The following is a 22,313-nucleotide window of genomic DNA, read 5'->3' as shown; positions in this document are numbered from 1 at the left end:
GTCAGACCTCTTGCTTCAACGGACGGTTCAGAAGTTGGGTGATCGCGTTGTCCACGGAAACGCGACCTTCCGCAAGCGCGGCGACCATCGCGGCAATCGGCATTTCGGCCGTTGCGTCATCGGCCATCGCGGCGATGGCGCGTGCGGTCGCTGCACCCTCGACCGTGATCGCCGCGTCGAAAGCCTCGCCCGCGCCGAGCGCGTGGCCGAAGCGGAAATTCCGCGACTGGGTCGAGCTGCAGGTTAGGACCAGATCGCCGAGGCCCGAAAGGCCGCTTAGCGTTTCGGGACGCGCGCCAAGCCGCGCGGCCATGCGCGTCATCTCGGCGAAACCGCGCGTGACGATCGCGGCGCGCGCGCTGTCGCCAAGACCGGCCCCCGCGACGACACCCGCCGCGATGGCGATCACGTTCTTCAGCGCGCCGCCCAGTTCCGCACCGATGACATCCGTCGTTCGGTAAAGCCGCAGGGTTGGCGTGGACAATCGTTCCTGCAGCGTCTCCCCCACCTTCGCGTCCTCGCAGGCGAGTGTCAGCGCTGTCGGCAGATTGCGGGCGATGTCGGCGGCAAAGCTGGGCCCTGTCAGGACGGCGACCCGCGCCGCTGGACAGGCTTCGGCGATCAGGCGTGAAGGCCCGGTCAGTCGGTCCAGATCGATGCCCTTCGCGCAACTGACCAGATCGCGTCCGTCCAGCAGCGCCGCCTTATGCACCAGAAAGGTGCGAAGGCTTTGAGCGGGCAGAGCCAACAGGATCACCGGGGCCGCAACATGCGCCAGATCGTCGGTGATGGTGATCGTGTCTGGCAGCGAGACACCGGGCAGGCGCGGATTTTCGCGGCCCCAGGCAATATTGCGTCCCCATAATGTCACCGGCCCGCGGGCCGACAGCGCCACCGCCAGTGCCGTGCCGAACGCACCGGCGCCCAGGATCGCGACGTTGCTCATGCCTTGGCCCCGCGTTTGCCCGTCCCCAGCATCGGCGCGGCCCTGGTGTCGAGGGGCCAGCGCGGGCGTGCCACAAGATCCATGCCGTCGCGATTGCCTTCGCGAAACCGCTCGATTCCTGCCCAGGCGATCATCGCGCCGTTGTCGGTGCAAAGGGCTAGAGGCGGCGCCGTGAAACGCGCGCCCGCCGCCGTCGCTACATCCTGCAAAGCGGTGCGGATAGTCCCGTTTGCTGCGACCCCGCCCGCCACCGCCAAGACCGGCGCACCCGTGTGCTGCAGCGCACGTCGGGCCTTTTCGGCCAGCACCTCTGACACGGCATTCTGAAAAGCGGCGCAAAGGTCTCCCCGGTCCCGCGCGCGCAGCCCGCCCTGCGCGGCGACCAGCCCGTCACGCGCGCGCAGGACAGCCGTTTTCAGACCCGAAAAGGACAGATCGCAGCCCTCGCGATCCAGAAGCGGACGCGGCAGCGCGAAGCGCAGCGCGTCGCCGTCCCGGGCCTCGGCCTCGACCGCCGGTCCGCCGGGCTGGGCTAGCCCCAAGAGCTTGGCGACCTTGTCAAAGGCCTCGCCCGGCGCGTCGTCGATGGTCCCGCCGATCCGCGTGAAATCGTCGGGTCCCGTAACGTGCAGGAACTGGCAATGACCGCCGGATACCAGCAGCATCAGATAGGGAAAGGCCAGATCGTCGGTGAGGCGGGGCGTCAACGCGTGACCGGCCAGATGATTGACGCCGACCAGCGGCAGACCCGTCCCGGCCGCCAAGCCCTTGGCCAGCATCACGCCCGCCATCACGCCGCCGATCAGGCCCGGGCCGGCCGTCACCGCAATACCATCGAGATCGTGAAGATCCGCACCGGCCTCTGCCAGCGCGCGTTCGACGCACAGATCCAGCCGCTCGGCATGGGCGCGGGCCGCGATTTCGGGAACGACGCCGCCGAACTCGGCGTGCAGCGCAGTCTGGCCGTCGACGATTGACGACAGGATCGTGCGATCCCCGCGCACGATCGCGGCGGCGCTGTCGTCGCAGCTGCTTTCGATGCCGAGAAAGACAAGCTTGGATGGGGCGGGCATGAAGCGGGGCGGCCTTGCGGGGTGCGCCGGGGGCGCTTACCCCTGTGGTGGTAACAAAAGAGCGGCGCGAATGCCATGCCGAGTGACCCGCCCGAAGCAGACCCGCACCATTCCGTTCCGTGTGTTCTGATCACTCGGCCAGAACCACAGGCGCGCGCTTTCGCTACGATGCTGGCGGCCGAGCGGGTCGTGATCTCATCCATCCTTCGGATCGAGCCGGTCGCGCACGATCCAACCTTGATACAAAGAGCCGAGGGGGTGGTACTGACGTCTGTCCACGCCGTGCCAGCATCGCTGCCTTCGCGCGGCCGGCCTGCCTATTGCGTCGGGCCCGCGACGGCCAAGGCCGCGCGCGACGCGGGCTTTCGGGTGATCGAAGGATCCGGCGATCTGGCCGGACTGAAACCGCTGATCGCCGTCTCCGGGCTGGATCTCATCCACCCGCACGGACGCCATGTCGCGGGCGACAGCGGTGTGCCCGGCATTGTCGTCTATGACCAGTTGGAGGTGCCGTTGAACGAGGCGGCACAGGCCCTGCTGGCCGGAAGGACACCTGTGATCCTGCCGCTCTTTTCGCCCCGCGCCGCGCGTCTCGTCGCAGCGGAGATCGGGGACGCGCCGGCACCCTTGAGCGTGGTTGCCTTGAGCGAGGCTGTCGCGCAATCATGGCGGTCCGTCGCCGGCGATCGCGGCAGCATGACGATTGCTGCGGCCCCCACTGCGGCGGCGACGCTGGATGCAATTAGGCCCCTGCTTTCAGGGAACATTCCTGATAGAGACGGGTTGAACCGAACGTGATCGCGCGCGTCGCATGATGGCCGACCATCTGCCATGCGACCGGCTGAATGACTGCTTTGACGGGGAAGAGACGTGAAAAAACCGACCGAGGCTGACGAAACCACCCCGAAGAAGAACACGCGGAAGAAACCGGCCGACCAGGAAAAGACGGTAACCTCGACGCCGGTCGATGCCGCGGGATCGGATAAGAAGGAGAAGCCCGACGTCGGGCCTGTCCAGCCCGCATCCTCGGCGCTGGTCGGCGAGGCGCCAGGGGACGGTGCCATTCCCGCAACCAAAAAGAAGACGACTGAACCTTGGAATGCCGGCGAAGCATCTTCGATGGAAACCGCGCCGGCTAACAGGGGAAGCGCCGATGCCTCTGCTTCGGACAACGCCAGGTCATCTGCCGAGACGCCGCCTGACCTGACGGGGCCAGCACGTGAAGAGGCGACACCCGCGGAATCCGAACCGATCACGCGTCCCAGCGAGCCGCCGGTGTTGCCGGCGTCGGGTTCGGCGGATGTCAAACATCGGTCGGGCTTCTGGCCGCTGGTGCTGGGTGGCGTCATTGCCGCCGGTCTTGGATCGGCCGTGACAATCGTCGCCCTGCCGTCGTTGCCGCCTGGCTGGCTGCCGCAATCGGGGTCTTCGGATAACGAGGCGCTGCTGGCAGAGGCGCGCAGCGCCGCCGAAGATGCCGCTCGAAACATCATCGCGGACATGCCAGAGGGCGCCGACACCACGCCCGAACTACAGGCTGCCATCGAAGCACAGGCACAGCGGATCGACACTCTGGCGCAGTCGATCGAGCAGTCTGGGGGCGATGGCCAAAGCAGCGGTGCGCAGGACGTCGCAGCATTGCAGGCGCGCCTGGAGGAAATGGCGCAACAGATGCAGGCCCTTTCTGAACAATCGAGCAACGATGCCGCTTCGGATCAGGCACAGGCGTTGAACGAGCAGGTCTCGGAAGCGCAAGAGCAGATCCGCGCCGCGGCCGAAGAGGCCACTCAGCAGATCGAGGCGGCGCGCGCGGAAGCGGAATCGTTGCAGCAGGCTGCCGAAGAGTCGACCCGCCGCGCCGAGGCTATCGCCGCGGTCGCGGCACTTCAGAATGCGCTCGACCAGGGCGTGTCCACCGAGGCGGCGATCGATGACCTCCGTGAGGCCGGAATCGAACCGCCAGCAGCGGTCACGGCAGAAGCGCCGACGCTCGCCACCTTGCAGGAAAACTACGACCCCGCGGCACGCCAAGCGCTGCGCGCCGCGCTTCGCGACGGTGCGCCCGACGAAGGCGCGGGCGGCGTGATCGCGAACTTCCTTCGTGCGCAGACGGGTGCGCGATCGGTGGAGCCACGTCAAGGGGATGACCCCGACGCCGTTCTTTCGCGAGCAGGAGCAGCAGTCGCCGAAGGTGATATCCAAGCCGCGCTGAGCGAACTCGACACGCTTCCCGAGCCTGCCCGCAACGCCCCTGCAATGGCCGAATGGCTGGCTGGCGCCCAAGCCCATACCGAGGCGCGGGCTGCGGTGGCGGAACTCGCGGGTGGTGGAGAGCCTGTGACCGATGCTGCTGCCGGCTCGGACGCGACGAGCGAGGCAGACGCCGCTACACCAGAGGCGGCCGACGAGGCCGGCCAGGGCAGTCTAACTGACACCTCGGCAGGCGACGAAGCCAATCAAGTTGATGCTGAGGCCCCGTCGCAGCCAACGAGCGCGCCAACCGAGCCAACCGAAGCCCAAGATGGCGTTCCGGCCTCGGAACCAACAGGCGAGCCGACCGCCGCAGAACAACCGGCTGCTGAGCCGGCGCCAGAGACGAATTGAGAGGATTGCAATGCTACTGTCCCTGCTGAAAATCCTCTTCTTCTTTGCCGTCGTACTGGCCATCGCGTTGGGCGCGAACGAGTTGGCGCAGACCGATCAGGCGCTGCGCCTGCAATTCAACGGTACCGAATTCTATCTGGGCCCGATCCAGATGATCATCGGCCTACTCGTGCTGATGGTTCTGGCGTGGGTCGCGTTCAAGATTCTCGGTCTGTTCTTCGCGTTTCTGCGCTTTCTCGCCGGGGACGAGACCGCGATCAGCCGTCATTTCGCTCGCTCGCGGGAACGCAAAGGGTATGAGGCCCTGGGCGAAGGGATGCTTGCTGTCGCCGCTGGTGAAGGTCGTCTTGCGCAGGAAAAGGCCGCGAAGGCAGAGAAGTATCTCGACAAGCCGCACGTCACCAACCTACTTGCCGCTCAGGCAGCGGAAGTCGCCGGCGACAACGCTCGCGCCGGTCAGGTCTATCGAAAGCTGCTAGATGACGATCGGACCCGTTTCGTCGGCGTGCGCGGCCTGATGCGCCAGAAGCTTGCCGAAGGTGATACGGCGACTGCCTTGCAACTGGCGCAGAAAGCCTATGCCATGAAGCCGCGCCACGCTGAGCTGCAGAACCAGTTGCTGGAACTGGAGCTGAAGCAGGGCGACTGGAAAGGTGCGCGCGGCCTGTTGAAGGACAAGCGCAAGCAAGGTGAATTGCCCAAGGACATCCATATTCGTCGCGATGCAGTGCTGGCGCTTCAGGAGGCGCGCGAGGTTCTGGCCCAGGGCAACTCGATCAGCGCACGTGAGGCTGCGATCTCTGCAAACCGTGCCTCGCCTGACCTTATCCCGGCCGCGATCCTCGCAGCGCGCAGCTACCTCGCCCAGAAGGATTATCGCAATGCCAGCCGGGTTCTGGAAAAGACCTGGTCGGTCCGGCCACATCCCGACGTCGCGGCCGCCTATGCCGAGATCGCGCCGGACGAAACGCCGGCCGCACGTCTCAAGCGCTTTGACGGGTTGATGCGCAAGAACGCAGATCACGAAGAAACGCGGCTGTTGAGGGCAGAACTGCTGCTGGCAGCGGAAGACTTCCCCGGCGCGCGCCGTGCCTTGGGCGATCTGGCCGAGGTTCATCCGACGGTGCGAACGCTGTCGATCATGGCGGCGATCGAACGGGGTGAGGGTGCCGACGACGCCGTGGTGCGCGGCTGGTTGGCGCGTGCGCTGACGGCCAGCCGTGGTCCGCAATGGGTTTGCGATACCTGCCAGAACGTGATGGTCGAATGGGCGCCGGTCTGCGACAAGTGCGGTGGCTTCGATACGTTGAGCTGGCGTGAACCTGACGAGAAGCTGGCACCCGCTGGGGCAACCCCGGGTGCCGAGATGCTGCCCTTGCTCGTTGGTCCCCGGCCGCAACCCGAAAAGCATGATGTGCAGATCGAAGACGCGCAGGAGGCGGCGCCATCCGCGACCGTTGATGTGGATCACGGAAGTGAGCCCTCCAGGCCTATGGCCGCGCCGGAACCCTCCGCAGCGCCGCTGCGGGATACGCCGGCTGCGCCGGATGCAGAGCCAAAAGCATCCGACATTCAGAGCGGGTCGGTGAACCAGAGCGTCCCACCGAAATCTGGCGCTCGGATCGAGGTACCGCTGGTCGCTCCGGGCATGGTGCCGCGCGAAGATGAATACGTTTCGGTCGTCGCAGAGGCTGAGCCAAAGCCCGAGCCTGAACGGCATCCGATCCGCAGCGCGGAGTTTGACGTGCCCGCCCGCGAGGCCGAAAACCGCGCGACACGTCAGGGCAAGTAGAGCGGAAATGAGACAGGGCGGACACCGTTGCAAAAAACGGTGGCGCCCCCTTTTCGACCCGCGCGGAACCTGCTATCCGCCGCGGCACACCAGATGCCGGTGTAGCTCAGCTGGTAGAGCACGTCATTCGTAATGATGGGGTCGGGGGTTCGAGTCCCTTCACCGGCACCAGGATTTCCCAAGATCCGCACAAGCAAAAAACCGCGCCGTTTCCGGCGCGGTTGCTGCATCGCGAATGCTTACTGACTTAGGCCCGTGTTTTGCGACGACGGCGAATGGCTGCGCCACCCAAGGCTGCGATGCCGGTCGCTGCACCGATGAATGCCGCGGGCACCGGAACCGGCGTCACCGGTGGAATGACCGGGTTGTCGTCGTCATCGTCGTCATCCGAGCCACCGCGAGCATCATCATCATCGCCACCACAGACGATCAGGCAGAGAACGCCGAGTGCGGCGACCCCACCGATCAACCACCAGTTCGGGGCGGTTGGAGGGGCCGGCATGTCGACGGGTGGAATTATCTCGACCACCGGAGCCACGTAACCACCGGCGTGGACAGGCTGCGCGATGCTCAGGAGGACGGCCAGCGATGCGGCCGCGGGGACTCGACTCGTCATGTGTCACTCACTCGTTACGTGTGTAACAACGTATCTCGCCCCCCGATGTTCCGCTAGCTGGCGCGATGAATATAGGCGAGGCGTGTCTTTGATGCCGATCGACCTTGCGAGCGGTGCGCGACGCGTGGCATCGGAAGCCCATGAAGACGGTCAGTCAGTTATACGAAAGCCGTGTCGCCGCAGGTGCGATCGAGGCAGATCCTGCGCAACGGGGTGTCCTGCCGGTCCTGGATGCGCTGCTGGTGGATTTGGGCCGCCCGCCCGAGCGCAGTGCAGGATGGCGGTCGTGGTTTTCTCGCGACAGCGCCTCTGCGCCGCAGACAGGATCGGGCGGGGTCTACCTGTGGGGCGATGTCGGGCGTGGCAAATCGATGCTGCTCGATCTGACGATGGAGGCGGCGCCGATCGAGGCCAAGCGACGGGTCCATTTCCACGCCTTCATGCAGGAGGTTCAGGCCGGGCTGGAGCAGGCCCGCAGTCGCGGCGATCAGGACGTCGTGCGGCCGGTCGCCGAAGGGATTGCGCAGCAGGCGCGGCTTCTGTGCTTCGATGAAATGCAGATCACCGATATCGCCGATGCGATGATCGTCGGTCGACTGTTCCAGGTGCTGTTCGAGCGGGGTGTGCGCATCGTCACCACCTCGAACCGGGCGCCCGCCGACCTCTACAAGAACGGGCTCAACCGCGATCTGTTTCTTCCGTTCATCGATCTGATCCAGCAGCGTATGGACGTCTGCGAGTTGGCCAGCGCGACGGATTATCGTCTGGACGGCGAGGCGGGTGATCAGGTCTGGTTCACGCCGCCTGACGAGAATGCAGACGCGGCGCTGGACCGGATCTGGGCCGCTTTGACCGATGGGGCGGCGCCCGAGCCGGGCAAGATCACCGTCGGAAGGCGGGAACTGAGCCTTGCGGCCAAGTCGGGGCGTATCGGCCGCGCTTCGTTCCAGGACCTGTGCGGGCAGCCGCTGGGTCCAGCCGATTATCTGGCACTGGCCGAGGCGCTGGACGTGCTGATGATCGACCGCATTCCCCGGCTGGGTCGCGAGACCTTCGACAAGGCCAAGCGTTTCGTCACGCTGATCGATACGCTTTACGAGGCCAAGGTTCGCCTGATCGCCAGCGCCGAGGCGGTGCCTGACGCGCTTTATCCGGAAGGCGAGGGAAGCTTCGAGTTTCGGCGTACCGCCAGCCGTCTGGCCGAGATGCAGGAGGCGGGCTGGGGCGACGCGCAGGGGTGATCGCGGCGCGTCAGCCGTTCTGCTGCAGCACGCGCCCCGCCAGATACAACGAGCCGCAGATCAGGATCCGGCTGGCCGGTTCCGAGGCGACGATGTCGCGGATCGCGGTCTCGGCATCGGGCGCGGTGCCAGCGACCAGACCGGCGCGATCGGCGGCGGAGGCCGTATCCTCGGCAGGCAGCGTGTTCGGCTCGCCCGGGATGGCGATCGCGGTCAGGCTGTCGGCGACAGCGGCCAGCGGCCGCATGTAGCCTGTCACGTCCTTGGTGTTCAGCATCCCGCAGACCAGATGCGTGGGCCGTCGCGGCATTGCGCCAAGCGTGGCGGCCACCGCTTTGCCACCCGCGGGGTTGTGGCCCCCGTCCAACCAGATTTCAGCCTGCGGTCCCGCCAGATCGACCAGCGGGCCGTGGCGCAGGCGCTGCATCCGCGCGGGCCATTCGGCGTGGGTCACGGCGGCCTCGGTCTGTTCTGCGGTGGCGCCGAGCGCCCGCAGCGCGGCCAGCGCGGTCCCCGCATTCTCGATCTGATGCGGGCCGGGCAGGTTGGGCAGCGGCAGATCCAGCAGGCCGCGCTCGTCCTGATAGATCAGCGCATCGCCCTCGCGCCGAGCATGCCAATGCTGTCCTGCGATCGACAGCGGCGCACCCAGCTTCGCGGCGCGCGCTTCGATCACCGTCAGCGCCTCGTCGGGCTGCGGTGCGACGATGCCCGGCACACGACGCTTGAGGATGCCGGCTTTTTCGCCTGCGATCAGCGTCAGCGTGTCGCCCAGATATTGCGTATGATCGATACTGATCGGCGTGATGACGCTAAGCCGAGGCGCATCGATCACGTTGGTCGCGTCCAGCCGCCCGCCAAGTCCGACCTCCAGCAGCGTGTAATCGGCGGGGCTGCGCGAAAAGGCGAGAAACGCCGCTGCCGTCGTGATTTCGAAGAACGTGATCGGCAGGCCGCCATTCGCGGCTTCGCACTCCTGCAGAATTGCGGCCAGATCAGGCTCGGCGATCAGATCGCCCGCCAGCCGGATACGCTCATGAAATCGCGCGAGGTGCGGCGAAGTATAGGCGTGGACGCGCGCACCTCCGGCCTCGAGTCCGGCGCGGATCATCGCCTGGGTCGAGCCTTTGCCGTTGGTCCCCGCAATGTGAATGACCGGCGGGATGCGCCGCTCGGGGTTGCCCAAGGCGGACAGGATGCGCTCCATCCGGTCTAAGGAAAGGTCGATGACCTTCGGGTGCAGGCTCAGCAGCCGTTCGAGGATCGCGTCCGAGCCGCTCATGTCGGATATGCCGTCAGGATGCGTCGGCGCTGGCCGGTCGCGGCGCGGCCTTGTCGCCCGTTGCGGCACCGGCCGGTGCTTCGGATGGTTGAAGCGGCGGCTGCGGCGTGGGTGCGGGCGCAGGCAGATCGCCCGCAACCGGGGCCGGCTGACCAGTCATCATCCGTAGAAGCGAGACCAGTTCCTCGCGCAGCTTCTTGCGATGGGTCACCCGGTCCAGCATGCCGTGTTCCAGAAGATACTCGGCCCGCTGAAAGCCCTCGGGCAGCTTTTCGCGAATGGTCTGTTCGATCACGCGCGGGCCGGCAAAGCAGATCAGCGCGCCTGGTTCCGCGATCTGGACATCGCCCAGCATCGCATAACTTGCGGTGACGCCACCGGTGGTCGGGTGGGTCAGCACGACGACATAGGGCAGGCCCGCTTCCTTTAGCATCTCGACCGCGACCGTGGTGCGCGGCATCTGCATCAGGGACAGAATCCCTTCCTGCATCCGTGCGCCGCCTGCGGCCGAAAACAGGATCAGCGGGCGCTTGCGCTTCACCGCGCGTTCGGCCGCCGCGATGATCGCGTTGCCGACATACATCCCCATCGAGCCGCCCATGAAACTGAAATCCTGCGCGGCGATGACGACCGGCGTGCGCGCGATCTCGCCTTCGGCGACAAGCATCGCCTCTTTTTCGCCGGTGGATTTCTGCGCGGCCTTCATCCGCTCGGGATAGCGTTTCTGGTCGCGGAACTGCAGCGGATCGGCGATCGGTTCGGGCACCTTCACTTCGGTGAAGACGCCCCCGTCGAACAGCGCTGTCAGGCGATCACGCGGGGTGATCGCCATGTGATGATCGCAATTCGTGCAGACGTTCAGGTTTTCCGTCAGCTCGCGATGGAACAGCATCGTTCCGCATTCGGGGCATTTCGACCACAGATTTTCCGGCACCTCGCGCCGCGAAAACAGCGAGTTGATGCGCGGCCGGACGTAGTTGGTGATCCAGTTCATCGGATGGGAGCCCCGTCTTCGTGCCGCACCCAGATAGGCCCGCAGGTGCGGAATTGCAATCGGCCAGCCCGCGGGCGTAGATGGCCCGATGTGGGGCCAGATCCTCTTCCTGATGCATATGCTCGCGGCGCTGGCCATCGTCGTGCGCGTGCTCATGCGCCCCCGAATGGAACCATCGGCGCGGCTTGCCTGGATCATGGTGGTCGAGGCGCTGCCGCTGATCGGCATCGCGGCCTATCTGCTCTTCGGCGAGGTGCGGATGCGCAGTGCCGAGGTTCAGCAGATGTCCGATGTCCGGGATCGCCTGACCGGCCTCAGGCGACCCAGCCCGCAGCTGGTGAAGGATTCGCCGCGCATCGCCCGTCCCGTCATCGACGCGAATCTCGCGACCGGCGGGATGGCCGCCGTCCACGGCAACGCGCTGGCGCTGCTGCCCGAAGATGACGGGGCGGTGGATGCGCTGGTCGCGGCGATCGACCGTGCCCGCGATCACGTCCACATCCTGTTCTATATCTGGTTGCCCGATCACAGCGGCGGCGCCGTCGCTGGCGCCATCGCCCGCGCCAGTGCGCGCGGCGTTCGCTGCCGGGTGATCGTCGATGCGTTGGGGTCGCGGTCCTTCGTCCGTTCGCCCCACTGGAACGAGATGCGCGAGGCGGGCGCCGAATGCGTGACCGCGTTCCCGTGGGGGATGCCGCTCATCTCGATGATCTTCCAGCGGCTGGACCTGCGAAACCACCGCAAGATCGTGGTGATCGACAGCACGCTGGGCTTCACCGGCAGTCGAAACTGCTCGGATATGGCCTTTGCGGTCAAGCCGCGCTTTGCGCCCTGGGTCGATGTGTTCTTCGAGGTGCGCGGACCGGTCCTGCGGCAGTTGCAGTCCGTTTTTCTGGCCGACTGGATGTCCTATACCGGCGAGGATCTGGGCGACATGCTGGACATGGTCGATCCCGTCGACGATCCGGGGATGATCGCGCAGGTGGTTGCGACAGGGCCGGACCGTCGGTCCGGCACGATATCGGACTGCCTCGCCACGATGATCCATGCTGCGCGCGAGCGGGTGACGATCACGACCCCCTACTACGTCCCCGATGCGCCGCTCGACGCGGCGATCCGTTCGGCTGCGCGGCGAGGTGTGCACGTCACCCTGATCCTGCCAGAGCGGAACGATTCCCTGACCGTGACCGCGGCCAGCGAGGGTTTCTATTATGGCCTGCTCAGCGCGGGGGTGCGGCTGATGCGATTCCGGCCGGGCCTGCTTCATGCGAAGATCATCACCGTTGACGGGCGCATGGCGATGATCGGCAGCGCCAATCTTGACCGGCGCAGCTTCGAGCTGAACTACGAGGTCAACATGCTGGTCGTGGACGAGTCGTTTTGCGCGAAGCTGGATGCGCGCCAACACAGCTATGTCGAGCGCGCCGACCCGCTGACGCTGGCGGAGGTGCGCGCCTGGGGCGCATTGCGCCGCATTCGCAACAACGCGTTGGCACTGGCTTCGCCGCTTCTGTGAACCCAGGGGGCGGGCGTGCGTTGGGCCCGCGAAGGAGGATCCGCCATGACCGATGCTACGACGCTGGCCAGCCGCAGCTGCGAGGCTTGCGAGAAGGGCACCCCGCCGTTGGACGCCGACAAGGCGCGTGAGATGCTGCAGCAACTCGACGGCTGGAACATCAAGGACGATGGCAGGGCCATCACCAAGCGATGGGAGTTCAAGGGTTTCCTGAAGGCTCAGGGGGTCGCGAACCTCGCCGCCGCGATCGCCGACCGGCAGGGCCACCATCCCGATATCCGCTTCGGCTGGGGATATTGCGAAGTCGATTTCACCACCCACGCGGCGGGTGGGTTGACCGAGAACGACTTCATCTGCGCCGCAAGGATCGACGCCGCCTTGGCATGAGCTACGCTTGCCCCTGACCCCCGGCTTGATTATCGAAAGCAAAGCCAGAGGGGACGAGCCATGACCAACACCCGTTTCGACAAGACGAAGCTGCCAAGCCGCCATGTGACCGAGGGACCGGCGCGCGCGCCGCACCGCAGCTACTTCTACGCGATGGGCATTTCGGAAGAAGAGATTCATTCTCCCTGGGTCGGCGTCGCGACCTGCTGGAACGAGGCGGCGCCCTGCAATATCGCGCTGGCGCGTCAGGCGCAGTCGGTCAAGCAGGGCGTGAAGAAGGGCGGCGGGTGCCCGCGCGAATTCACCACCATCACCGTGACCGACGGGATCGCGATGGGACACGAGGGGATGCGCTCGTCGCTCGCCTCGCGCGACGCCATAGCCGACACGGTCGAACTGACCATGCGCGGTCACTGTTACGACGCCATCGTGGGTCTTGCCGGCTGTGACAAGTCGTTGCCCGGCATGATGATGGCGATGGTCCGGCTGAACGTGCCTTCGGTCTTCATATATGGCGGTTCGATCCTGCCCGGCACGTTGAATGGCCGCGATGTGGTGGTGCAGGACGTGTTCGAGGCCGTGGGACAGCATCAGGCGGGCAACATGTCGGACGCTGAGCTTGAAATTCTGGAACGGGTGGCCTGCCCGTCGGCAGGGGCCTGCGGCGGTCAGTATACCGCGAACACCATGGCCTGCGTCAGCGAGGCGATCGGGCTGGCGCTGATGAATTCGTCCGGGATGCCCGCACCCTATGAGAGCCGCGACCAGTATGGCCTGGCCTCGGGCGAGGCGGTGATGCGGCTGATTGAAAGCAATATCCGCGCCCGCGACGTGGTCACGCGGAAATCGCTGGAAAATGCCGCGCGCGTCGTCGCCTGCACCGGCGGCTCGACCAATGCCGGCCTGCACCTGCCCGCCATCGCGCATGAGGCTGGGATCGACTTCGACCTGTTCGACGTCTGCGAGATTTTCCGCGACACACCCTATTTCGTGAACCTGCGTCCGGGCGGCGATTACGTCGCCAAGGATCTGTTCGAAGCCGGCGGCGTTCCGGTCGTGATGCGCGAATTGCAGAAGGCGGGCCTGATCCACGAAGATTGCATCACCGCATCCGGCCGGTCGATCGGCGAGGAACTGGACCGCGTCACGCGCGAGCCTGACGGCAAGGTCATCCACCCGGTCGCCACCCCGCTGTCGAAGACGGGCGGCGTCGTCGGCTTGAAGGGCAACCTTGCGCCTGACGGGGCCATCGTGAAGGTCGCCGGCATGAAGCCCGAGGATCAGGTCTTCACCGGTCCGGCCCGTGTCTTCGAAAACGAAGAAGAGGCGTTCGAGGCGGTTCAGAACCGCGCCTACAAGGAAGGCGAGGTCATCGTCATCCGCAACGAGGGCCCCGCAGGCGGCCCCGGCATGCGCGAGATGCTGGCGACGACCGCCGCTTTGTCGGGTCAGGGGATGGGCAAGAAGGTGGCGCTGATCACGGACGGGCGCTTCTCGGGTGCGACGCGTGGCTTCTGCGTTGGCCATGTCGGTCCCGAATCCGCGCATGGCGGCCCGATCGCCCTGTTGAAGGATGGCGACTTGATCACCATCGATGCGATCCAGGGTGAGATCAGCGTGGACCTGTCAGATGCCGAGTTGGCCAGCCGCAAGGCGGCGTGGGCGGGTCCGCGCAAGACAGACTATGCCTCGGGCGCACTGTGGAAATACGCGCAGCTTGTCGGCGGCGCGCGGCAAGGCGCGGTGACGCATCCGGGCGCCGAGCACGAGACGCACATCTACATGGATCAGTAGGGCGGGCGCGATGCTCGGCCCGCGAAACTGGTTGTCCCGACAGGCGCGCACGATGGGCGCGCGTGTCTGGGCGGCCCGGATCGCGCGGTCGGGCCGCGATGCGCCAGCCGAATTGCGCCTGCTGCGCGACGAGGCACGCCAGCAGATGCGGGCGCTCCGCGATTTCCTTCATGACAGCTCGCCTGCGCGCTTCAGCGGCATGGCCCGGCTGAAGGCGCGTCGTCTGCCTGCGGGCACGGATTGGCGCTGGCGGCCTGAAATCGTGACGATGCCGCTTCATACATCATCAGGGATCGCGGCGCCCGCTAGCGGAACGATGCTGACGGACGAGATCAAGCTGTGGCACGATTGTCCCGACCGCGCCCTGGTGCTGCGGCAATTTCCGACGCCGCCGGGTGATCCGACGCTGGCACCCTTCACCCTGCGGCTTGAAGGGTTCGGCTTCGGTGGGGGCTACCTGTCGCTGTCGATCGACATCCCCGACGCCGGACGCGTCGGGCTTGGCCGCGACCATATCATCCGCCTGGACGTGGCGCACGCCGCCGAGCGCCAGGCCCTCATCCACCTGCGGCTGAACCTCAGCGCTGGTCCGAATACCGAGCAGGTGCTGGCAGAATTGTGACCGGGCGCGTCGGCGGGACATTTCAAGGCGGAGTTCGACCTTGCGTCGATGGAGATGAGCACAGCACCGGACAAGCTGTGGCTGGACCTGATCATCGAGGCGCCGAGAATGAATCGCATCGACATCCAGGACCTGGTCCTGTCGCGACGTCCGCGCGCACATGTCTGAACATCTGCCGCAACAGGAGGCGCCGATGAACCGCTTCGAGCCTGATCCGCTGGTCGACGGTCGCTGGGGCGGCCTGCTGACCGCAAAATCCGCGCCGCGCCGTGTCCTGCTGATCCATGAGGGAGTTGCAGTGGCGCAGGCGGATGTCGTTGCGGCGGGTGACGATTTGTGGCGCGTGACCGTCGCGCTGCCCGCAACGGTTCTGCGTGACGGCACCCAAAGCCTGCTGCTGGTCGCAGATGCAGGCGGGCCGGATGCGTCCGCCGACATGGCGCTGCCGGGGTCAGAGGTGCTGAGTCGGCTGGTCCTTTTGGCTGGCCGCCCGCTGGAACAGGACCTGCAGGCCGAGATCGCCCTGATCCGGGCCGAGCTTGACCTGCTCAAGCGCGAATTCCGACGATTGGCGACCGAAGGCTGACCGGCCTGCGGTGCCGTCGTTTCCTTGCGTCGCCCGCGCCTCGCCCTTATATCCGCCCCTTCCTGCTTTCCGACCAAGGGCTTCGCGATGACCGAACCGACGCGTGACCTGCCGACGCCACATTATCTGATCGACATGGCCACGCTGCGCCGGAACATGGAGCGGGTGGCCCAACTTCGCGAAGCGTCCGGTGCGAAGGCCCTGCTGGCGCTGAAATGTTTTTCCACGTGGTCGGTCTTCGACTTCATGCGACAGTTCATGGACGGATCGACCTCGTCGAGCCTGAACGAACTGCGCCTGGGAGCCGAGGAATTCGGTGGGGAGACGCATGCCTATTCCGTCGCCTGGGCCGATCATGAGATCGACGAGGCGCTGGGCTATGCTGACAAGATCATCTTCAACAGCCTCGGCCAGCTCGACCGCTTTGGTGAAAAGGCCGCTGCCAGGGGTATCGCGATCGGTCTGCGGCTGAATCCCCGCTTTTCGACGAGCGGCTTCGATCTTGCCGACCCGGCACGGCCCTTCAGTCGGCTGGGTGAGTGGGACGCGGCCAAGCTGGAAGGCGCGCTCGATCGGATCAGCGGCGTGATGATCCACTACAATTGCGAGAACGACGATTTCGACCTGTTCGACCAGCAGCTGTCGCGGATCGAGGCCGAGTTCGGCGCGATCCTCGACCGACTGGACTGGGTCAGCCTCGGCGGCGGCATCCACTTCACCGGCGAAGGTTATCCGCTGGATCGGCTCGCCGCGCGGCTGCGCGCCTTTGCCGACGCGCATGGTGTGCAGGTCTATCTGGAGCCGGGCGAAGCCAGCATCACGGGCGCCGCGACACTGGAAGTCAGCGTGCTGGACATCCTCGACACCGGCAAGCAGGTCGCGATCGTCGATTCCAGCACCGAGGCGCACATGCTGGACCTGCTGATCTATCGCGAGGACGCGAAGCTGCCCCGACAGGGCGAGCATGAATACCAGGTCGCCGGAAAGACCTGTCTTGCGGGCGACATCTTCGGCGAGGCGCGGTTCGATCAGCCCCTGAAGATCGGCGATCGGATCAGCATCGCAGATGCCGCCGGTTACACGATGGTCAAGAAAAACTGGTTCAATGGCGTGGCGATGCCCGCCATCGCCATCCGGGAAGAGGACGGAACGATCCGGCCGGTCCGCCGGTTCGACTACGACGATTACAAGGCCGCGCTATCCTGAGGCGAGGCCCTACCATGAGGGGAGAGACGATTGGCTGACAGCAACGGCAAGCGGAACCTTCTGATCATCGGCGCGGGTGGCGTGGCGCAGGTCACCGCCCACAAGGCCGCACAGTGGAAGGGCGAGTTCGGCAGCATCCATATCGCCAACCGGACGCTGTCCAAAGCCGATGCCATCGTCGCCAGTATGAAGGACAAGGGCCACGATATCGAGGTCGGCACCCATGCGCTCGACGCGATGGATGCCCAGGCGGTTGCCGACCTGATCCGCAAACTGGAGGCGGGGATCGTGATCAATGTCGGCTCGGCCTTCATCAACATGACGGTCTTGCAGGGCTGCATCGACGCAGGCGCGGCCTATATCGACACCGCGATCCATGAAGAACCGGACAAGATCTGCGAGACGCCGCCCTGGTACGCGAACTATGAATGGAAGCGGCGAGAGGCGGTTGAAAAGGCTGGCATCACCGCGATCCTCGGCGCCGGTTTCGATCCCGGCGTGGTCAACGCCTATGCGCGCCTGGCCGAGGATGAGTATTTCGATCGGATCGACAGCATCGACATCGTCGATATCAATGCCGGCTCGCACGGTCGCTACTTCGCGACCAACTTCGACCCTGAAATCAATTTCCGCGAGTTCACCGGCACGGTCTATTCGTGGCAGGACGGCGCATGGCAGTCGAACAAGATGTTCGAGGTCGGTCGCGAATGGGATCTGCCGGTCGTCGGCAAGCGCACCGCCTACATGTCTGGCCATGATGAGGTTCACAGCCTGTCCGCGCGTTATCCGCAGGCCGATGTCCGGTTCTGGATGGGGTTCGGCGACCACTACATCAATGTTTTTACCGTGCTGCAATCGCTGGGGCTGCTGTCCGAGCAGCCGGTGACCACCGCCGAGGGGCAGGACGTCGTGCCGCTGAAGGTCGTGAAGGCGGTGTTGCCTGATCCGGCGAGCCTTGCGCCCGATTACGAGGGCAACACCTGCATCGGTGACCTCGTCAAGGGCGAGACAGATGGGCAGGCAGGCGAGGTGTTCATCTACAACGTCGCCGACCACAAGGCGGCGTATGACGAGGTCGGCAGCCAGGGCATCAGCTACACCGCCGGTGTCCCGCCTCTCGCCGCGGCGGTCCTGATCGCGCGCGGCATATGGGATGTGAAGCGCATGGCGAATGTCGAGGATTTGCCCGCGCGCCCCTTCCTCGATCTTCTGGGCGAGATGGGTCTGCCGACCCGCGTGATCGACGCAGAGGGTGACCACCCGATCTGATCCCGCCAGCGGGGTCCGATAAAGCTTTGTTTGCCAACCGGAACCCCGCAGCCAAGCGACGCGTTCGGCGCAGACGGTGACGGCTGCCTCTGCCGAAGCACCGCAAGCTTGCCCGGGGAGGCATGGCAATGGCGCAATTTCCGCGCAGGGACAGTGATGAGCATGCGATGGTGGTCGTGCCGCGATGGGCCATCATCGGGGTCTTCCTGATCGCCCTGACCTATTTCGTCGCCGAAGCGCGATCATTCCTGATGCCGGTCATGCTGGCATTTCTTCTCTTCTTCGTCTTCACCCCGTTCCGTCGTTACATGCAAAAGCTGGGTGTTTCGTCGACGCTGACGGCGGCGGTGGTGACGCTGGGCATGATCCTGGCCGTCGGCGGCTTGGGGATGGCGGCGTCTGCGCCGATCTCGCGGGTGGTGGACAACATGCCCACGATCTCGCAGCGGTTGAAGGACCGGTTTGGCGAGATGCAGGAAAACCTGCGTCCGATCCAGGAAGCGGCCGAACAGATCGACGCCGTCACCTCGGGCGGGGGCGCCGAAGCGACCATCGACACCGGCGGCGGGCTGGGCGAGACCGAAGAGCCGGTTCCCACCGCGACTCCGGGCGAGGTCATCCCGCCCGACGCGACCGTCATCGCCGATGGCAGTACGGCAACCGTGACCGCTGACATGTCTCCCACGACCGTTTCGCCGGATGGGATCATCAGCACCGGGTCGCAGGACATCACGGTCCAGATCGCCCCAAGTTCGGAAAATACCGCGGCCGCGCGCTTGATGTCGTTGGGTCCGGCCTTCTTGGGTCAGACGGTCTTCACCCTGGTTCTGCTGTTCTTCATGATCGCCTCGGGCGATCTTCTTTATCTGAAGATCGTGCAAAGCTTCGACCGTATGCGCGACAAGCGCCGCGCCTACGCTGCCCTGCGAGAGATCGAGGACTCCTTGGGTGCCTATCTCAGCGCGATCACGATCATTAACGCCTGCCTCGGCTTCTGCATCGGGGTCGCCATGTGGTTGTGGGGGATGCCGAGTCCGCTGCTGTTCGGCCTGGCGGGGTTCCTGCTGAACTTCATTCCTTATCTGGGTGCGATCTTCGGCACGATCATGTCCGCAGTGATCGCGCTTTTCATCTTCCCGGATCTTTGGAACCCCATGCTGGTCGCCGCGACCTACATGGCCTTGACCGCTGTCGAAGGGCAACTGATCACCCCCTATTTCGTTTCGCGCCGTCTGAAGATGAACGAGGTGGTGGTGTTCCTGACGGTGGCGCTGTGGGCCTGGCTCTGGTCTGTCCTGGGCATGGTCGTCGCCGTTCCGGTTCTGGTCGTCCTGCGGGTCCTGTGTGCGCATATCCCGGGGATGGAGAAGTTCGGGAACTTCCTGTCGGGCGGCAAACCTCCGCAGCTTGAGGATGAAGACGAGGACACGGCCGACACCGGCCCGGGCGTCCCCAAACCGATCGACCGCAAGTCCCGCCACGCGGCAGAGGAACTGGCAACACGGCAGTAGGGTTGAAGAGGTCTGCGTGCCTGTCACAACGACATCCATCCAGGTCATACGCCCGTTGCCGTAGCCGGCGGCACCGACTGACAACCTTCGCTTTGAAAGGCCCCCTTCTTTGTTTCTCGAGATCCTGCTGGTTCTGATCCTGACGCTGGTCAACGGGGTTTTGGCCATGTCGGAATTGGCCATCGTGTCGTCTCGGACAGCGCGGCTGAAGGTCATGGCCGAAGGCGGAAGCCGTGGCGCCGCCATCGCGATGAAGCTGGCGGCGGAACCGGGCCGCTTTTTGTCGAGCGTCCAGATTGGCATCACTTTGGTCGGGGTGCTTGCCGGGGCCTTCTCGGGCGCAACGCTGGGCGTTCGCCTGTCATCAGCGCTGAGTCAGGCGGGTCTCAGCCCCTCGCTCGCCCAGACATTGGGTGTGGGCGGCGTTGTGATGGCGATCACCTATCTGTCGCTCATCTTCGGCGAACTGGTGCCCAAGCAGATCGCGCTGCGCGCCCCCGAAGCGGCCGCTGCGCGGATCGCTCCGTTGCTCAACATGATCGCGATGGCCACGGCGCCGCTGGTCTGGGTGCTGGATCGGTCCGGAAGACTGGTTCTGACCCTGATCGGCCAGGCAGGACCCGCGGACCGAACGATGACGGATGACGAGGTGCGGCTGGTGATCAGCGAGGCGCGCAATGCTGGCGTGATGAAGAAGGCCGAGACAGAGATGATCGCCGGGGTGATGCGGATCGCTGACCGGACCGCGCGCGGGCTGATGCTGCCCCGGCACGAGGTCGAGACCGTCCCGCTTGCTGCATCTCGCGCCGAGATCGTCGCGCGCTTCCGCGAAACGGGCAGGTCCCGACTGCCGGTCGAAGACGGCAGTGCGGATGCGATCGTCGGCGTGTTTCGTTCAGCCGATTTTCTGGAAGCGGACGGCGAAGGGAACTCGCCTGCGCCGGCCGATCGACTGGTCGAAGCCCCTGTCGTGCGCGAGCGAATGGGCGCCCTTGATGTCCTGGAAATTCTGCGGCGAAGCCCTGCCCATATGGTTCTGGTCTATGACGAATACGGTCATTTCGAAGGGATCGTGACCGCCATGGATATCCTGCAGGCCATCACGGGCGATTTTATCGAAGAAGAGCAGGACGAACCTCGCATCGTCGAGCGGCAGGATGGAAGTCTGCTGGTCGCCGGTTGGATGGCCGTGGACGAGTTTGCAGAACGCATGGGCATCACTTTGGCGACCGACCGCGAGTTCGACACGGTGGCCGGGCTGGTGATCGACCGCATGGGACGGCTGCCCGAGGTCGGAGAAACGGTCAGCGTCGGCCAGTGGCGGATCGAGGTGGTGGACCTCGACGGACGCCGGATCGACAAGGTGCTGCTGACGCGGGACGGCGCGCATGATGGCCTTTCAGGGTAACCCTGTGAAGCGCGTCCGGCTGTCTGATTAAGAGCGATGGGGCGGCCCGCCATGTTGGGCGGACCGCCATCGCGTTCACGCCAAGGAAGGCTTCCTCAGCCGACGCAGGCCCATATCCAGAGCCAGCATCACCAGAAGCGAGGCGCCGGTCAGCGGAAACAGGATGCCGCCGACGATCAGGATCGCCAGAAGACCGCGGAAAACGCGAGGGTCCTGGGGCATCGGGGGCACGCCGAGCGAACGGCTCGGACGTCGTTTCCACCACATCAAGGCGGCCGATACCGCCAATAGGATCGTGCCGGCGCAGACGGCCAGCAGCAGGATCTGGTTCGCCAGCCCGAATTGCTGGCCCATATGGGTGTTGATCCCGAATTCCAGCCAGCGTCCGCCCGGGCCGTAATCGGCGTAGCTCATGTCGACCAGCGGCTTGCCGTCATACTGATCCAGATGCACGACGCGCTGCTGGCTCAGATCGTCGGGATAGACCGAACCGCTATAGACCCCGGTCGGTGACGACGGCAGCACGACCGCGTAGCCCGGATGCAGACCCAGCCCTTCCAACCGCGCGACCGCGGCATCAAGACCGATGGGCGTGGCTTCGGGCGCGGGTGGCGTCGTCTCAGGGATCTGCGCCTGCTCCAGCGACCATGACGTCTGCGCCTGATCTGTCAGCTTCTGGCCGGACATCGGCACATCGACGCGCACGCCGGATGGATAGCCGAAGTTGCTGCCATTGGCCCATTCGTTGACCTTTCCGCCCCAGACCTGTGACCAGGGCAGCCCGGTGATCGCCAGAAACACGATGAAGCTGCCGACGAAGATCCCGGGCACGGCATGGGTGTCGCGCCAGAAGATGCGACGGCGCGGCTGACCCCGGACCGAAACGACGCCGCCCTGCTGACCCCGTGGCCACCACAGAAAGATGCCGGTGCCGACCAGCAGGATGGTCCAGCCACCGACGATTTCGATGATCCCGCGCGCGACGGGGCCGAAATAGCGCAGGCTGTGCAGATAGCGCACGGTCCACATCACCGTGCTGCGGTCGGGTCGGGCGCCCAGAACGTTGCCTTCGTAAGGGTTCACGTAGACCGCCATGCGCTGCCCGCTATCGGACGCGACCGTCACCTCGGCCGAGAGATCGGCGGCAGGCGGATCGGTGTACTTGACCGCCCGTCCCGGCACCGATGTCAGGGCCGAGGCGACCAGTTGCTCGGGGCGCAGCGTCTCGCCCTCCTGCACGGCGACGCGCTTGATGTCTGCGTGGACGATGGCGTCGATTTCGTCACGGAACAGATAGGCCGCCCCGGTCAGGGACAGGGTGATGAGAAAGGGAAGGACCAGCAATCCCGCATAGAAGTGCCAGCGCCACACGGCGCGGTAAAGATCGGACGCGGCCGCACGCGGGCGGCTTGTGGCGTCCATCGTCGCATCGGACATGGAATGAGCCTGTCGATTGAAGATGTCGG

Annotated in this window: 18 protein-coding genes, 1 tRNA gene and 1 pseudogene; 14 read left to right on the top strand and 6 right to left on the bottom strand. The window is 65.4% G+C overall.

What is annotated here, in order from left to right; translation table 11 throughout:
- Position 1: 1 nt before the first annotated feature.
- Positions 2 to 946: an NAD(P)H-dependent glycerol-3-phosphate dehydrogenase gene (locus MLD63_RS13100; RefSeq protein ID WP_255330348.1), complete on the bottom strand. Its 945-nt coding sequence runs from the start codon at positions 944 to 946 to the stop codon at positions 2 to 4.
- Complete coding sequence (gene tsaD, locus MLD63_RS13095) at positions 943 to 2,019, bottom strand: tRNA (adenosine(37)-N6)-threonylcarbamoyltransferase complex transferase subunit TsaD (protein ID WP_255330347.1); 1,077 nt, start codon at positions 2,017 to 2,019, stop codon at positions 943 to 945. The genes MLD63_RS13100 and tsaD overlap by 4 nt, the downstream gene beginning before the upstream one ends.
- A gap of 168 nt (positions 2,020 to 2,187) precedes the next feature.
- On the opposite strand from tsaD, the gene MLD63_RS13090 reads away from it, so the two are divergent.
- The 4 genes from MLD63_RS13090 (at position 2,188) to MLD63_RS13075 (ending at position 6,586) form a co-directional block, all read left to right on the top strand.
- Positions 2,188 to 2,817 (top strand): uroporphyrinogen-III synthase, encoded by a 630-nt coding sequence (locus tag MLD63_RS13090; protein WP_255330346.1) that lies wholly within the window; start codon positions 2,188 to 2,190, stop codon positions 2,815 to 2,817.
- A gap of 72 nt (positions 2,818 to 2,889) precedes the next feature.
- On the top strand, positions 2,890 to 4,623 hold the full coding sequence (locus MLD63_RS13085; RefSeq protein WP_255330345.1) for a COG4223 family protein: 1,734 nt from the start codon (positions 2,890 to 2,892) through the stop codon (positions 4,621 to 4,623).
- Between the two features lie 10 nt (positions 4,624 to 4,633).
- Entirely contained in the window at positions 4,634 to 6,415 is a 1,782-nt protein-coding gene (locus MLD63_RS13080; RefSeq protein ID WP_255330344.1) for a heme biosynthesis protein HemY, read from the top strand.
- Between the two features lie 95 nt (positions 6,416 to 6,510).
- Positions 6,511 to 6,586: transfer RNA gene (locus tag MLD63_RS13075), tRNA-Thr, on the top strand.
- Positions 6,587 to 6,662: 76 nt separating this feature from the next.
- Here MLD63_RS13075 and MLD63_RS13070 read toward each other — a convergent pair.
- Positions 6,663 to 7,031 (bottom strand): hypothetical protein, encoded by a 369-nt coding sequence (locus MLD63_RS13070; RefSeq protein ID WP_255330343.1) that lies wholly within the window; start codon positions 7,029 to 7,031, stop codon positions 6,663 to 6,665.
- A 140-nt stretch (positions 7,032 to 7,171) separates the two neighbouring features.
- Here MLD63_RS13070 and zapE point away from each other — a divergent pair, with 140 nt between their 5' ends.
- Entirely contained in the window at positions 7,172 to 8,272 is a 1,101-nt protein-coding gene (zapE, locus tag MLD63_RS13065) for a cell division protein ZapE (protein ID WP_255330342.1), read from the top strand.
- 10 nt (positions 8,273 to 8,282) lie between these two features.
- On the opposite strand, the gene MLD63_RS13060 is transcribed toward zapE, so the two are convergent.
- Entirely contained in the window at positions 8,283 to 9,554 is a 1,272-nt protein-coding gene (locus tag MLD63_RS13060; RefSeq protein ID WP_255330341.1) for a bifunctional folylpolyglutamate synthase/dihydrofolate synthase, read from the bottom strand.
- 13 nt (positions 9,555 to 9,567) lie between these two features.
- Positions 9,568 to 10,548 (bottom strand): acetyl-CoA carboxylase, carboxyltransferase subunit beta, encoded by a 981-nt coding sequence (gene accD, locus MLD63_RS13055; RefSeq protein WP_255330340.1) that lies wholly within the window; start codon positions 10,546 to 10,548, stop codon positions 9,568 to 9,570.
- Between the two features lie 88 nt (positions 10,549 to 10,636).
- On the opposite strand from accD, the gene cls reads away from it, so the two are divergent.
- The 9 genes and pseudogenes from cls (at position 10,637) to MLD63_RS13010 (ending at position 20,847) form a co-directional block, all read left to right on the top strand.
- Complete coding sequence (cls, locus tag MLD63_RS13050; RefSeq protein ID WP_255330339.1) at positions 10,637 to 12,064, top strand: cardiolipin synthase; 1,428 nt, start codon at positions 10,637 to 10,639, stop codon at positions 12,062 to 12,064.
- 45 nt (positions 12,065 to 12,109) lie between these two features.
- Complete coding sequence (locus MLD63_RS13045) at positions 12,110 to 12,451, top strand: 4a-hydroxytetrahydrobiopterin dehydratase (protein ID WP_255330338.1); 342 nt, start codon at positions 12,110 to 12,112, stop codon at positions 12,449 to 12,451.
- Between the two features lie 60 nt (positions 12,452 to 12,511).
- Complete coding sequence (gene ilvD / locus MLD63_RS13040; protein WP_255330337.1) at positions 12,512 to 14,245, top strand: dihydroxy-acid dehydratase; 1,734 nt, start codon at positions 12,512 to 12,514, stop codon at positions 14,243 to 14,245.
- Between the two features lie 10 nt (positions 14,246 to 14,255).
- A pseudogene (locus MLD63_RS13035) lies at positions 14,256 to 15,035 on the top strand (DUF6478 family protein).
- A 25-nt stretch (positions 15,036 to 15,060) separates the two neighbouring features.
- Complete coding sequence (locus tag MLD63_RS13030; RefSeq protein WP_255330336.1) at positions 15,061 to 15,453, top strand: hypothetical protein; 393 nt, start codon at positions 15,061 to 15,063, stop codon at positions 15,451 to 15,453.
- Between the two features lie 87 nt (positions 15,454 to 15,540).
- Positions 15,541 to 16,659, top strand: a complete 1,119-nt coding sequence (locus MLD63_RS13025; protein ID WP_255330335.1) for a carboxynorspermidine decarboxylase — start codon at positions 15,541 to 15,543, stop codon at positions 16,657 to 16,659.
- Between the two features lie 30 nt (positions 16,660 to 16,689).
- On the top strand, positions 16,690 to 17,928 hold the full coding sequence (locus MLD63_RS13020) for a saccharopine dehydrogenase family protein (RefSeq protein ID WP_255330334.1): 1,239 nt from the start codon (positions 16,690 to 16,692) through the stop codon (positions 17,926 to 17,928).
- A gap of 128 nt (positions 17,929 to 18,056) precedes the next feature.
- Entirely contained in the window at positions 18,057 to 19,439 is a 1,383-nt protein-coding gene (locus MLD63_RS13015; RefSeq protein WP_255330333.1) for an AI-2E family transporter, read from the top strand.
- Positions 19,440 to 19,548: 109 nt separating this feature from the next.
- Positions 19,549 to 20,847 (top strand): hemolysin family protein, encoded by a 1,299-nt coding sequence (locus MLD63_RS13010; protein ID WP_255330332.1) that lies wholly within the window; start codon positions 19,549 to 19,551, stop codon positions 20,845 to 20,847.
- A 75-nt stretch (positions 20,848 to 20,922) separates the two neighbouring features.
- On the opposite strand, the gene MLD63_RS13005 is transcribed toward MLD63_RS13010, so the two are convergent.
- On the bottom strand, positions 20,923 to 22,284 hold the full coding sequence (locus MLD63_RS13005) for a PepSY-associated TM helix domain-containing protein (RefSeq protein ID WP_255330331.1): 1,362 nt from the start codon (positions 22,282 to 22,284) through the stop codon (positions 20,923 to 20,925).
- Positions 22,285 to 22,313: the final 29 nt, after the last annotated feature.

The organism is Paracoccus albicereus (assembly GCF_024359525.1).
Taxonomy (GTDB): domain Bacteria; phylum Pseudomonadota; class Alphaproteobacteria; order Rhodobacterales; family Rhodobacteraceae; genus Paracoccus; species Paracoccus albicereus.
The sequence above is the reverse complement of the archived record's forward strand: the minus strand, read 5'-3'. Positions and strand labels throughout refer to the sequence as shown.

Excerpts from the sequence above, each read along its gene's own strand:
- MLD63_RS13070 (WP_255330343.1), bottom strand. The coding sequence starts at position 7,031 with ATGACGAGTCGAGTCCCCGCGGCCGCATCGCTGGCCGTCCTCCTGAGC.
- MLD63_RS13100 (WP_255330348.1), bottom strand. The coding sequence starts at position 946 with ATGAGCAACGTCGCGATCCTGGGCGCCGGTGCGTTCGGCACGGCACTG.
- zapE (WP_255330342.1), top strand. The coding sequence starts at position 7,172 with ATGAAGACGGTCAGTCAGTTATACGAAAGCCGTGTCGCCGCAGGTGCG.
- MLD63_RS13045 (WP_255330338.1), top strand. The coding sequence starts at position 12,110 with ATGACCGATGCTACGACGCTGGCCAGCCGCAGCTGCGAGGCTTGCGAG.
- MLD63_RS13060 (WP_255330341.1), bottom strand. The coding sequence starts at position 9,554 with ATGAGCGGCTCGGACGCGATCCTCGAACGGCTGCTGAGCCTGCACCCG.
- tsaD (WP_255330347.1), bottom strand. The coding sequence starts at position 2,019 with ATGCCCGCCCCATCCAAGCTTGTCTTTCTCGGCATCGAAAGCAGCTGC.
- MLD63_RS13030 (WP_255330336.1), top strand. The coding sequence starts at position 15,061 with ATGAACCGCTTCGAGCCTGATCCGCTGGTCGACGGTCGCTGGGGCGGC.
- accD (WP_255330340.1), bottom strand. The coding sequence starts at position 10,548 with ATGAACTGGATCACCAACTACGTCCGGCCGCGCATCAACTCGCTGTTT.
- MLD63_RS13025 (WP_255330335.1), top strand. The coding sequence starts at position 15,541 with ATGACCGAACCGACGCGTGACCTGCCGACGCCACATTATCTGATCGAC.
- MLD63_RS13005 (WP_255330331.1), bottom strand. The coding sequence starts at position 22,284 with ATGTCCGATGCGACGATGGACGCCACAAGCCGCCCGCGTGCGGCCGCG.
- MLD63_RS13015 (WP_255330333.1), top strand. The coding sequence starts at position 18,057 with ATGGCGCAATTTCCGCGCAGGGACAGTGATGAGCATGCGATGGTGGTC.
- MLD63_RS13090 (WP_255330346.1), top strand. The coding sequence starts at position 2,188 with ATGCTGGCGGCCGAGCGGGTCGTGATCTCATCCATCCTTCGGATCGAG.
- cls (WP_255330339.1), top strand. The coding sequence starts at position 10,637 with ATGTGGGGCCAGATCCTCTTCCTGATGCATATGCTCGCGGCGCTGGCC.
- MLD63_RS13080 (WP_255330344.1), top strand. The coding sequence starts at position 4,634 with ATGCTACTGTCCCTGCTGAAAATCCTCTTCTTCTTTGCCGTCGTACTG.
- ilvD (WP_255330337.1), top strand. The coding sequence starts at position 12,512 with ATGACCAACACCCGTTTCGACAAGACGAAGCTGCCAAGCCGCCATGTG.